We start from the raw sequence: 12618 nt of genomic DNA on the forward strand, positions 1-12618 counted from the left end.
GAGCCGAATCTGACCGGGGGCCGGACGGTTCGTCCACCGGCCGGTCCGGTGTTCCGTCCAGTGGTTCGTCCGCGGTCCGGTCGCGGCCCGGTCCCGGGCTCCGCCCGGGGCCGTTCGTCGCCCCGGGCGGTGGTTCGTTCCCGCCCGGCCCCGCCGGGCCGTACACCGCGTGCGCGTCCGTGCCGCGGCGTAGGCTGGAGACCCCCGGCCGCTCGGCGTGCCGGGCCGTTCGCGTTGCCCCGGCAGGCCGCTGCCGCCCGGAGGCAGCACCAGCCACGGGACGAAGAAGAGACCCTGATGAGTCTGACCGGACTGCTCGATGTCGTCGCGCGGGACTCGGCCCTCGCCGAGGCCATCGAGGCGGCGACCGCCACCGGAGCCGCGGCCGGCGGCCGCCGCCACCTGGACCTGGTCGGACCGCCCGCCGCCCGGCCGTTCGCCATCGCCGCGCTCGCCCGCGCGCTGGCCGGCCAGGCCGCCGGCGAGCGCGGCCGTCCGGTGCTCGCCGTCACCGCGACCGGCCGGGAGGCCGAGGACCTCGCGGCCTCGCTGCGCTCGCTGCTGCCGCCGGACGCGGTCGCCGAGTACCCGGCCTGGGAGACCCTGCCGCACGAGCGGCTGTCGCCCCGCTCGGACACCGTCGGGCGCCGGCTGGCCGTGCTGCGCCGGATCGTGCACCCGCGGGCGGACGACCCGGCGGCCGGCCCGGTGCAGGTGGTCGTCGCGCCGGTCCGCTCCGTGCTCCAGCCGCAGGTCAAGGGGCTGGCCGAGCTGGAGCCGGTGGCCGTCCGGCGCGGCGAGTCGCACGACCTGGAGGAGGTCGCCCGACGGCTCTCCGCCGCCGCCTACGCGCGTGTCGAACTGGTCGAGAAGCGCGGCGAGTTCGCCGTCCGCGGCGGCATCCTGGACGTCTTCCCGCCGACCGAGGAGCACCCGCTGCGGGTGGAGTTCTGGGGCGACGACGTCGAGGAGATCCGCTACTTCAAGGTCGCCGACCAGCGCTCGCTGGAGATCGCCGAGCACGGCCTGTGGGCGCCGCCCTGCCGCGAGCTGCTGCTCACCGACGAGGTGCGGGCGCGGGCTGCCGAGCTGGCCGCCGAGCACCCCGGGCTGGCCGAGATCCTGGACAAGATCGCCGAGGGCATCGCGGTCGAGGGCATGGAGTCGCTGGCGCCCGTCCTGGTGGACGACATGGAACTGCTGATGGACGTGCTGCCGCTCGGCTCGGTCGCCGTGGTCTGCGACCCCGAGCGGGTCCGGACCCGGGCCGCCGACCTGGTGGCGACCAGCCAGGAGTTCCTGCACGCCTCCTGGGTGGCGGCCGCGGCCGGCGGGGACCGGCCGATCGACCTGGAGACCATCGACGTCTCCGCCGCCTCGCTGCGCTCGCTCGCCGAGGTGCGCGAGCACGCCGCCGAGATCGGCCTGCCCTGGTGGTCGGTCAGCCCGTTCGCGACCAGCGAGTCCACCGTGAACGAGGTCCTGGAGTTCGACGCCAACACGCTCACCCTCGGTATGCACGCCGTCGAGGCCTACCGGGGCGACACCGCCCGGGCGATCGCCGACGCCAAGGAGCGGCTGGCCGCCGACTGGCGCGTCGTGATGGTGACGGAGGGCCACGGGCCCGCCTCCCGGCTCGCCGAGGTGCTCGGCAACGAGGGCATCCCGGCCCGGCTGGTCGCCGACCTCGCCGAGGCGCCCACCCGGGACGTCGTCTACGTCTCCTGCGGCTCGATCGAGCACGGCTTCGTCGACGAGGCCCTGAAGCTGACGGTCATCACCGAGACCGACCTGTCCGGCCAGAAGTCCTCCACCAAGGACATGCGCCGGATGCCGTCCCGGCGCCGCAACGCGATCGACCCGCTGGCCCTGGCCGCCGGCGACTACGTCGTTCACGAGGCGCACGGCGTCGGCCGGTACGTCGAGATGGTGCAGCGCACCGTCCAGGGCGCCACCCGCGAGTACCTGGTGCTGGAGTACGCCCCGGCCAAGCGCGGCCACCCCGGCGACCGGCTGTTCGTGCCGACCGACCAGCTCGACCAGGTCACCAAGTACGTCGGCGGCGAGGCCCCGACGCTGCACCGGCTCGGCGGCGCGGACTGGGCGAAGACCAAGCAGCGGGCCAAGAAGGCGGTCAAGGAGATCGCCGCCGACCTGATCAAGCTGTACTCGGCGCGGATGGCCGCCCCCGGCCACACCTTCGGCCCGGACACCCCCTGGCAGCGCGAGCTGGAGGACGCCTTCCCGTACGCGGAGACGCCGGACCAGCTGACCACCATCGCCGAGGTCAAGTCCGACATGGAGAAGTCCGTCCCGATGGACCGGCTGATCTGCGGCGACGTCGGCTACGGCAAGACCGAGATCGCGGTGCGCGCCGCGTTCAAGGCGGTGCAGGACGGCAAGCAGGTGGCGGTGCTGGTGCCGACCACGCTGCTGGTGCAGCAGCACTTCTCCACCTTCGCCGAGCGGTACGCCAACTTCCCGGTGTCGGTGAAGGCGCTCTCCCGGTTCCAGAGCGACAGCGAGGCCAAGGCCGTGCTGGAGGGCCTGTTCGAGGGCTCGGTGGACGTCGTCATCGGCACCCACCGGCTGTTCTCCTCCGAGACCAGGTTCAAGGACCTCGGCCTGGTCATCGTCGACGAGGAGCAGCGCTTCGGCGTCGAGCACAAGGAGCAGCTGAAGAAGCTGCGCGCCAACGTCGACGTGCTCACCATGTCCGCGACGCCGATCCCGCGCACCCTGGAGATGGCCGTCACCGGCATCCGCGAGATGTCCACCATCACCACCCCGCCGGAGGAGCGGCACCCGGTGCTGACCTTCGTCGGCCCCTACGACGAGAAGCAGATCTCGGCCGCGATCCGGCGTGAACTCCTGCGCGAGGGCCAGGTGTTCTACATCCACAACCGGGTGGAGTCGATCGACAAGGCGGCCGCCCGGCTCAAGGACCTCGTCCCCGAGGCGCGGATCGCCACCGCGCACGGGCAGATGGGGGAGAACCAGCTGGAGAAGGTCGTCGTCGACTTCTGGGAGAAGGAGTTCGACGTCCTGGTGTCGACCACGATCGTGGAGTCCGGCATCGACATCTCCAACGCCAACACCCTGATCGTCGAGCGCGGGGACACCTTCGGCCTCTCCCAGCTGCACCAGCTGCGCGGCCGGGTCGGCCGGGGCCGCGAGCGCGGCTACGCGTACATGCTGTACCCGCCGGAGAAGCCGCTCACCGAGACCGCGCACGAGCGCCTGGCCACCATCGCCCAGCACACCGAGATGGGCGCCGGCATGTACGTGGCGATGAAGGACCTGGAGATCCGCGGCGCCGGCAACCTGCTCGGCGGCGAGCAGTCCGGGCACATCGCGGGCGTCGGCTTCGACCTCTACATGCGGATGGTCGGCGAGGCGGTGGCCGAGTTCCGCGAGTCGCTGGCGAACGGCGGCGAGCCGGAGGAGGAGCCGCTGGAGGTGAAGATCGAGCTGCCGGTCGACGCGCACGTGCCGCACGACTACGCGCCCGGCGAGCGGCTACGGCTGCAGGCGTACCGCTCGATCGCGGCGGTCAACTCGGAGGCGGACATCCAGCAGGTCCGGGACGAGCTCGTCGACCGCTACGGCAAGCTGCCCGAGCCGGTGGAGAACCTGCTGCTGGTCGCGGCGCTGCGGCTGTACGCCCGGCGGTGCGGCATCGCGGACATCACCCTCCAGGGGGCCAACGTCCGGTTCGGGCCGGTGGAGCTGCGGGAGTCCCAGCAGCTGCGGCTGAACCGGCTCTACCCGCGCAGCCAGGTCAAGGCGGCCGCCCAGCAGCTGCTGGTGCCGCGGCCGAGCACCGGGCGGATCGGCGGCAAGCCGCTGGTCGGGCGGGAACTGCTGGGCTGGTGCAGCGAGTTCCTGTCGGCGATGTTCGACGACCTGGCGGGGTCGAAGAAGTAGGACCCCGGCGGGAGGGGCGGGTCCCGTCGGGCCCGTCCCCGCCCCGGGCGGGCGGCGGGTAGGTTCGGGGTGTGACGACGAATGTTCCGGACGCGAAGCTGATCCTGTTGACGACCACCCACCGGGTGGCCCCCGGGTTGCTGGCGTGGCCGGCGTGGGAGGCGCTGCGGTCGGCGGGGCGGGTGCTGGCGGGGGACGCGGGGCATCCGCAGGTGGCGGCGGTGCGGCAGGCCGGGGTGGAGGTCGAGGTCGTGGCGGCGGGATCGGCACCGGCGCTGGCGCGGCTGCTGACCGGACAGCCGGGCGGGGCTGGGCCGACGGTGTGGCTGGGCAGCCCGGACGGGGATCCGGGGCTGACGGACGCGCTGGCGCGGCTGGCGGTGGAGCACGCCGGTGAGGTGCCGGAGATCGAGGTGCTGCCGGGGTCGTACGACCTGCCGGGGGCGCGGCTGCTGGACCTGGTGTCGGTGATGGACCGGCTGCGCTCGCCGGGCGGTTGCCCGTGGGACGCCGAGCAGACGCACGAGAGCCTGGTGAAGTACCTGGTCGAGGAGGCGTACGAGCTGGTCGAGGCGATCGAGGAGGGGGACCGGGAGACGCTGCGCGAGGAGTTGGGCGACGTGCTGCTCCAGGTGTTCTTCCACTCCCGGATCGCCGAGGAGCACCCGGCGGAGGCGTTCTCGATCGACGACGTGGCCGGTGACATCGTCGAGAAGCTGATGTACCGGCACCCGCACGTGTTCGGGGACGTCGAGGCGGAGGGCGCCGCCGAGGTGGAGGCGAACTGGGAGCAGCTGAAGGCGGCCGAGAAGGCGGACCGGGAGTCGGTGCTGGACGGCGTGCCGGCCGGGCTGCCGTCGCTGGCGTACGCGGCGAAGCTGGTGTCGCGGGTGCGCCGGGCGGGCTTCGCGGGCGTGCCGGACGAGCCGTACGCGCTGCCGGCGGAGCTGACGGCGCAGTCGGCGGGCCGGCTGCTGCTGGCGGTGGCGCAGCGGGCGCACGACGCCGGGGTGGACGTGGACGCGGCGCTGCGCTCGGCCGCGCGCGGTTACCGGGACGCGGTGCGCGCGGCCGAGGGCCTCGGGCCGGTCGGCGGGTAGCGGGCCCGGGCAGGGCCTCAGGCGGCCGTGGCGGTGTTCTCGATCGGCCGCCGCTGCCGGGGGACGACTTCGCCGATGGCCTCGCCGACGAGGGCGAGGAGTTCGGCGAGGCGTTCGAGGTCGAGGCGGGCGGGCAGTTCGGCGAGCGAGACGATCCGCTCGCCGTCGGGGCCGGCGACGCAGAACAGGTCGATGGGGCCGAGGTGCTTCTCGGCGGTGTCGACGAGGGCGGCGACGTCGCTGGGGCGGCGGATGTCGCCGCCGACGCCGACGACGGGGCAGCCCGGCCGGTCGAGTTCGGTGGCGAGGTCCTCGGCGACGCCCGCACGTTGGTCGGCGATCAGCACTCCGGCGGCGCCGGCGGCGGCGAACCGGCGGGCGAGCTCGGCTCCCGATCCGCCGTCGAGTACCGCGATGACGACGACTGCCCCGCTGACCCGCATGGTCTGCTCCTCCCTGTGGGCGACACCGCACCGGCGCCCACGATTTCTGCGGAGGATCGTAGGCAGGTCCTGACCCTCCGCAACAGGGATTACCCCTCAGGTGACCAGGGTCACGCCCGCCACCCGGCCAAGAGCTGTCCAAGAGCTGTCCACGGACCGTCCACGGGGCGTCCACGGAGCGTTGACGGGCCGTCCGCCGGGTGTCGACGATCCGGCCCCGCCGGTCGCGTCCGCCGGAGGCGGTGCGGCCCCGACCCACCGGATACGGTCGACGCATGCCAGTGCAGCCCGATCCCGCCGCCCCGCAGCTCTTCACCTGGGAGTTCGCCACCGATCCGTACCCCGCCTACGCCTGGTTGCGCGAGCACGCCCCGGTTCACCGCACGACGCTGCCGAGCGGGGTGGAGGCCTGGCTGGTGACCCGCTACGCGGACGCGCGGCAGGCGCTGGCGGACGGCCGGCTGTCGAAGAACCCGGCGCACCACAGCGAGCAGGCGCACCGCACCGGGCGGGTGGGAATTCCGGGGGAGCGCCAGGCGGACTTGATGACGCATCTGCTGAACATCGACCCGCCGGACCACACCCGGCTGCGCCGGCTGGTGTCGAAGGCGTTCACGCCGCGCCGGGTGGCGGAGTTCGAGCCGCGGGTGCAGCAGCTCACGGACCGGCTGATCGACGGCTTCGCGCAGCGCGGTTCGGCGGACCTGATCCACGAGTTCGCGTTCCCGCTCCCCATCTACGCGATCTGCGACCTGCTGGGCGTGCCGGCCGAGGACCAGGACGACTTCCGGGACTGGGCCGGGATGATGATCCGGCACGGCGGCGGCCAACGCGGAGGCGTGGGGCGGGCGGTGAAGCGGATGCGGGCGTACCTGCTGGAGCTGATCCACCGCAAGCGGGCGGATCCGGGTGATGACTTGATCTCGGGCCTGATCCGGGCGAGCGACCACGGCGAGCACCTGAACGAGAACGAGGCCGCCGCGATGGCGTTCATCCTCCTGTTCGCGGGGTTCGAGACGACCGTCAACCTGATCGGCAACGGCACGTACGCGCTGCTGCGCAACCCGGAGCAGCGCAGGCTGCTGCAGGAGTCGGTGGTGCGCGGCGAGACGGCGCTGCTGGAGACCGGGATCGAGGAACTCCTGCGCTACGACGGGCCGGTGGAGATGGCGACGTGGCGTTTCGCGACGCGGCCGCTGTCGATCGGCGGGGTGGACATCCCGGTGGGCGATCCGGTGCTGGTGGTGCTGGCCGCGGCGGATCGCGATCCGGCCAGGTTCGCGGACGAGAACACCCTGGACCTGGCCCGCACGGACAATCCGCACCTGGGTTTCGGCCACGGGATCCACTACTGCATCGGCGCCCCGCTGGCCCGCCTGGAGGGGCGGAGCGCACTGGCCACGCTGCTTTCCCGGCTGCCGGACCTGCGGCTCGCGGAAAACCCGGAGAACCTGCGCTGGAGGGGCGGCCTGATCATGCGCGGCCTGCGGGAACTCCCGGTCGAATTCACTCCGGAGACCCGCTCTCCGCACGCGCCGCCGGTCACGCCGACCGCCGCCCCGACACGCTGACGGCATGTCTCCGGCGGCCCGTGGAGCCAGGTCTGAACCCGCATTAATCCGGACATACCGCCGCCGTTGGTAGGCGATTGACCACGCGCCGTAATTTGTGTGTGATATCGGTGATATGAGCTTGTTATTGGTCTGATGATCTGTCTACTCTCCCTGGAGTTCGCAGCTGCGGACCTCGTGCGCGGAACGCCGAATCCTGCCCGCCGCGTCACGGGAAACCGACCAGACCCTGGGCAGGGGCGGGGGAACCAGGTTTGTTGCCGTTCCCCGACGGCTTGGGGTGAAGCCGCCCGAGCGGAATCGTTTCCGCTTTCGGCGGCCGGGCCACCTCCCGGTCCGAACCCGACAGCTCACCTCGCAGGCGTGCGGAGAGGGACCTCTTCATGCTGTTCGTTGGAACCGGCCGCCACCGCCGTCGCACCCAGACCGAGAAGGCCATCGCCGTCGCCGGTGTGGCCGGCGTCGGACTCGCGATGCCGCTCCTCACCGCCACCGGCGCCTCCGCCGCCCCGGCCTCCACCTGGGACGCCGTCGCCCAGTGCGAGAGCGGCGGCAACTGGAGCATCAACACCGGCAACGGCTTCTCCGGCGGCCTGCAGTTCACGCCCAGCACCTGGAAGGCGTACGGCGGCACCTCCTACGCCCCGCAGGCCAACCAGGCCAGCAAGGCGCAGCAGATCTCGGTCGCCGAGAAGGTGCTGGCCTCGCAGGGCCCGGGCGCCTGGCCGGTCTGCTCCCAGAAGGCCGGCCTGAGCAAGGGCGGCGCCCCGGCCTCCGTGGACACCTCCACGGACGCCAAGCCCGCCAAGCAGTCCGCCGCCAAGCCGACCCAGCAGGCGCAGGCCCCGAAGCCCGCCCAGCAGCCGGTCAAGCAGGCCGCCCCGAAGCCGGCCGCCCAGCAGCCCGTCCAGCAGGCCCCGCAGCAGACGCAGCCGCAGACCCAGGGCTTCTCCGGCAAGGCCGGCTGGGATGCCGACGCGAAGGTGTACTGGTACCAGAACAACGGCGCCTGGTACTGGACCAGCCACCAGAGCGTCTACCAGCAGTACGCGGGCCAGCCCGCCGCCCAGCCGCAGTACGCGCCCCGCGCCGCGCAGCCCGCGCAGTCCGCCCCGGCCGCGCAGCCCGCCGCCGCGCAGGGCGGTCACGACTACACCGTCCGGGCCGGCGACACGCTGTCGACGATCGCCGCCGCCCAGGGCGTGTCCGGCGGCTGGCAGTCGGTGTACGACGGCAACCGCGGCACCGTCGGCGGCAACCCCAACCTGATCATGCCCGGCCAGGTGCTGCACCTCGGCTGAGCGGCCCGGGCCCTGAACGGCCCGCGCCCTGCGGGCGAAGGGGGACGGGACCCGTCCCCCTTCGCCCGCATTCCCCCGTATTCGCCCGCTTCGATCGGGCAAGCAGGTGAACTACCGGTGGGTAGCCGGGCCACACGCTGAGACGGGACCGAGGCCAGCGCGGCCCCGGGGGCCGGGGCGGTTAGGCTCTGGTCGTAACGACTCCGCAATCGTCCCGCCGGCAGCACCCAACGTCAGCCGGACCCTGCTTCCGCAAGGAGATGCCTCGTGCCGTCCATCGATGTCGTCGTAGCCCGTGAGATCCTCGACTCGCGTGGCAACCCCACGGTCGAGGTCGAGGTCGGCCTCGACGACGGCAGCACCGGCCGTGCCGCTGTCCCGTCGGGTGCCTCCACCGGCGCCTTCGAGGCGCTCGAGCTGCGCGACGGTGACAAGAACCGCTACTTCGGCAAGGGCGTGGAGAAGGCCGTCCTGGCCGTCATCGAGCAGATCGGCCCGGAGCTGGTCGGCTACGACGCCACCGAGCAGCGCCTGATCGACCAGGCCATGCTCGACCTGGACGCCACCCCGGACAAGTCCTCGCTCGGCGCCAACGCGATCCTGGGCGTCTCGCTGGCCGTGGCGCACGCCGCCTCCGAGGCCAGCGACCTGCCGCTGTTCCGCTACCTGGGCGGCCCGAACGCGCACGTGCTGCCCGTTCCGATGATGAACATCCTCAACGGCGGTTCGCACGCGGACTCCAACGTCGACATCCAGGAGTTCATGATCGCCCCGATCGGCGCGGAGTCCTTCTCCGAGGCCGTCCGCTGGGGCGTCGAGGTCTACCACACCCTCAAGGGCGTGCTGAAGGAGCGCGGCCTGTCCACCGGCCTCGGCGACGAGGGCGGCTTCGCGCCGAACCTGGACAGCAACCGCGAGGCCCTGGACCTCATCACCGAGGCCATCCAGAAGGCCGGCTACGTGCCCGGCCGTGACATCGCGCTCGCCCTGGACGTCGCCGCGTCCGAGTTCTACGAGGACGGCGCCTACCAGTTCGAGGGCAAGGCCATCTCCGCCGTCGAGCTCATCGAGTACTACGCCGAGCTGGTCGACGCCTACCCGCTGGTCTCCATCGAGGACCCGCTGGACGAGTCGGACTGGGACGGCTGGAAGGCCATGACCGTCAAGCTGGGCGACAAGGTCCAGCTGGTCGGCGACGACCTGTTCGTCACCAACCCGGCCCGCCTGGCCAGGGGCATCGAGACCGGCACCGCCAACGCGCTGCTGGTGAAGGTGAACCAGATCGGCTCGCTGACCGAGACCCTGGACGCCGTCGAGCTGGCCCAGCGCAACGGCTACCGCTGCATGATGTCGCACCGCTCCGGCGAGACCGAGGACGTCACCATCGCCGACCTGGCCGTCGCCACCAACTGCGGCCAGATCAAGACCGGTGCCCCGGCCCGCTCCGAGCGCGTCGCCAAGTACAACCAGCTGCTGCGCATCGAGGAGATCCTCGACGACGCCGCCGAGTACGCCGGCCGCGGCGCCTTCCCGCGCTTCCGCTCCGCGGAATAGCAAGCACAGCCGCTTCGCGGAATAGCGAGCACAGCCGCTCCGCGGAGCAGCGAGCACAGCCGCTCCTCGGAGCGGCGAGCACGGTCGCTCCGCCGACCGGTGAGCACGCCTGACCGGTGCCCCGCCGTTCACCCCGTAGGGTGGACGGCGGGGCACCGTCGCGACCAGGAGGGGAACGGGAGATGGCAGGCTGGAGGATCCCGGGCTTGGCGGCCCGGCCTCGCTTCACGAGCCGGGCGACCGTCCTCGTCCTGGTGCTCTGCTCGCTGGTGGCGATCCTCGCCTACCCGACGCGGCAGTTCATCTCCCAGCGCGCCGAGATCTCCGCCCAGCAGGCGAAGGCCGACCGCTCCCGCCAGCAGGTCGAGCAGCTGCGCCGGGAGAAGGCCCGCTGGCAGGACCCCGAGTACGTCAAGGCGCAGGCCCGTGCCCGGCTGCACTACGCGATGCCGGGGGAGACCCCGTACATCGCGGTGGATCCGGCCGGTCCGGCCGCCGCCCGGCCCTCGGCGTCCGCCTCCGGTGTCGCTGCCGGCGCCGCCCCGGCCGCCTCCGACGGCGCGCCAGGCGGCTCGGCGCGGGCCGCCAAGCCCTGGTACGCCAGCATCTGGGACTCGGTCGACGCCGCCGACACCACCGACGCCGCCGCCCCGGCCCCCGCCTCCCCCCGTCCGCTCCCACCGTCCCCCGCTGGAGACACCTCCCCCCATGACCACTGAGAACCACCCCGCCGTCTCCGACGCCGACGTCGCCGCCATCGCCGCCCAGCTCGGCCGGGTGCCGCGCGGCCTGCGCGGCGTGGCGCACCGCTGCCCCTGCGGCAACCCGGACGTCGTGGAGACGGCCCCCCGACTGCCGGACGGCACGCCGTTCCCGACGCTGTACTACCTGACTTGCCCCAAGGCCGCCTCGCTGATCGGCACCCTGGAGGCGGACGGCGTGATGAAGGAGCAGACCGCCAGGCTCGCCGAGGACCCGGAGCTGGCCGCCGCCTACCAGAAGGCGCACGAGGACTACATCGCCCGGCGCGATGCCATCGAGGTGCTGGAGGGCTTCCCGAGCGCCGGTGGCATGCCGGACCGGGTGAAGTGCCTGCACGTGCTGGTCGGCCACTCGCTGGCGGCCGGCGAGGGCGTCAACCCGCTCGGCGACGAGGCGATCGGCCTGCTGGAGGACTGGTGGGCCAAGGGCCCCTGCGTCTCCCCGGCCGAGGTCGAGGCCGCCGGTGAGCGGGTCGCCCGCAACCGGGCCAAGGACCAGGACCACCAGGCCGTGATCGAGGCCAAGCAGCAGAAGGCCGCCGAGCGCGCCGCGAAGAAGCGGGCCGCCGAGGAGTCCGACGCCGGGGAGTCCGCGTGAGCATGACCCGGGTGGCCGCGATCGACTGCGGCACCAACTCGATCCGGCTGCTGGTCGCCGACCTGGACCCGGCCACCGGGGAGATCACCGACCTCGACCGCCGCATGATCATCAATCGGCTGGGCCAGGGCGTGGACCAGACCGGCCGGCTGCACCCGGACGCGCTGGCCCGCACCTTCGCGGCCTGCCGCGAGTACCGGGAGGTCATCGCCGGGTTCGGGGTCGGCCCGGAGCGCACCCGCTTCGTCGCCACCAGCGCCTCGCGGGACGCCGAGAACAGCGACGAGTACGTCGAGGGCGTGCGCGCGATCCTGGGCGTCGAGCCCGAGGTGGTGAGCGGCGAGGAGGAGGCGCACCTGTCCTTCGTGGGCGCCACCAAGGAGCTGACCGGCGGCCAGTTCCCGGCGCCGTACCTGGTGTTCGACCTCGGCGGAGGCTCGACCGAGTTCGTGCTGGGCGGTGCGGACGTGCAGGCGGCGCGCTCGGTGGACATCGGCTGCGTCCGGCTCACCGAGCGGCACTTCGGCGGCGCCGAGCTGCCCTCGCCGGAGCAGATCGAGACGGCCCGGGCGCACGTGCGGGCCGAGCTGGACAAGGCCGAGGAGGTCGTCCCGCTGCGCGGCGCGGCCACCCTGGTGGGCCTGGCCGGGACGGTCACCACGGTGTCCGCGATCGCCCAGGACCTGCCGGCCTACGATTCGGCGGCGATCCACCACTCGCGGATCGGCCGGGAGCGGGTCGCCGGGATCGCCCGCGAGCTGCTGGGTGCCACCCACGCCGAGCGCGCGGCCATCCCGTCGATGCACCCGGGCCGGGTGGACGTGATCGCGGCCGGCGCGCTGGAGCTGCTGGAGATCATGGAGCGGACGGGCGCGGCCGAGGTGGTCGTGAGCGAGCACGACATCCTGGACGGCATCGCCTGGAGTATGGCCTCCTGACCTCCTGCGAGCCTTACCCGACCGGCCCCGGCACCCCTTTCGGGGGTCCGGGGCCGGGGCGCGCCCGGACCGGTGCGGGAAAGTTCGTGAATTTCTTCACATGGCGATCCAGTCATTCGTCGCAGCCGCTCGCCCGCTACGTCCGAAATGTGGGACCGAAGGTCTGCTCGCCGTGACGACCCCTGGATCGCAGGTCAAGCCTCGGTTGAGGTTTGAAAATCGAAATCACGAGCGGGAACCCGGGCACCGTACGGATCGTTGCTGCTCAGCAGGGTGGTATTCCGGCGTGCGCTCACGAGGGGGCGCCCGAGGCCGTGAGCCGGCGCGCCGGGCCCGGATTTGCGGCCGCGCAGTGTAGCACGGGGTGTCCAGAAGCTTGTGACCGGGCTCACGAAGGCTGCTCCGGACGGTGCTGGATACTTTCG

Annotated in this window: 8 protein-coding genes, 1 pseudogene and 1 riboswitch; of the genes and pseudogenes, 8 read left to right on the plus strand and 1 reads right to left on the minus strand. The window is 72.8% G+C overall.

Translation table 11 applies throughout. The features are described from left to right. The first annotated feature begins 297 nt into the window (after positions 1-297). Positions 298-3927: a transcription-repair coupling factor gene (gene mfd / locus ACIO9K_RS10010; RefSeq protein ID WP_363619234.1), complete on the plus strand. Its 3630-nt coding sequence runs from the start codon at positions 298-300 to the stop codon at positions 3925-3927. 71 nt (positions 3928-3998) lie between these two features. Continuing rightward, positions 3999-5027 carry a MazG family protein gene (locus ACIO9K_RS10015; RefSeq protein ID WP_400328275.1) on the plus strand — a complete coding sequence of 343 codons (1029 nt, stop codon included), beginning with the start codon at positions 3999-4001 and terminating at the stop codon, positions 5025-5027. 17 nt (positions 5028-5044) lie between these two features. Here the strand turns inward: ACIO9K_RS10015 and ACIO9K_RS10020 are convergent, their stop codons facing one another. Next, positions 5045-5470, minus strand: coding sequence for an SDR family NAD(P)-dependent oxidoreductase (locus ACIO9K_RS10020; protein WP_363588377.1), 426 nt, complete (start codon positions 5468-5470; stop codon positions 5045-5047). A 275-nt stretch (positions 5471-5745) separates the two neighbouring features. On the opposite strand from ACIO9K_RS10020, the gene ACIO9K_RS10025 reads away from it, so the two are divergent. The 6 genes and pseudogenes from ACIO9K_RS10025 (at position 5746) to ACIO9K_RS10050 (ending at position 12193) form a co-directional block, all read left to right on the plus strand. Next, a complete protein-coding gene (locus tag ACIO9K_RS10025; protein ID WP_400328278.1) occupies positions 5746-7041 on the plus strand; it encodes a cytochrome P450 in 1296 nt (431 codons plus the stop codon). Between the two features lie 210 nt (positions 7042-7251). Continuing rightward, a riboswitch (cyclic di-AMP (ydaO/yuaA leader) is annotated at positions 7252-7419 on the plus strand. A 5-nt stretch (positions 7420-7424) separates the two neighbouring features. Then, positions 7425-8342 carry a transglycosylase family protein gene (locus tag ACIO9K_RS10030; RefSeq protein WP_363588373.1) on the plus strand — a complete coding sequence of 306 codons (918 nt, stop codon included), beginning with the start codon at positions 7425-7427 and terminating at the stop codon, positions 8340-8342. 267 nt (positions 8343-8609) lie between these two features. Further along, on the plus strand, positions 8610-9896 hold the full coding sequence (eno, locus tag ACIO9K_RS10035; RefSeq protein WP_400328280.1) for a phosphopyruvate hydratase: 1287 nt from the start codon (positions 8610-8612) through the stop codon (positions 9894-9896). A gap of 206 nt (positions 9897-10102) precedes the next feature. Continuing rightward, positions 10103-10615, plus strand: a complete 513-nt coding sequence (locus ACIO9K_RS10040) for a septum formation initiator family protein (RefSeq protein WP_400328282.1) — start codon at positions 10103-10105, stop codon at positions 10613-10615. Further along, positions 10587-11126, plus strand: a pseudogene (locus ACIO9K_RS10045) (DUF501 domain-containing protein); the annotation flags it as partial. The gene ACIO9K_RS10040 and the pseudogene ACIO9K_RS10045, both read left to right, overlap by 29 nt. A 131-nt stretch (positions 11127-11257) precedes the next feature. Continuing rightward, a complete protein-coding gene (locus tag ACIO9K_RS10050; RefSeq protein WP_063348031.1) occupies positions 11258-12193 on the plus strand; it encodes a Ppx/GppA phosphatase family protein in 936 nt (311 codons plus the stop codon). Positions 12194-12618: the final 425 nt, after the last annotated feature.

The organism is Kitasatospora sp. NPDC087271 (assembly GCF_044744605.1).
In the GTDB taxonomy this organism is placed as follows: Bacteria; Actinomycetota; Actinomycetes; order Streptomycetales; family Streptomycetaceae; genus Kitasatospora.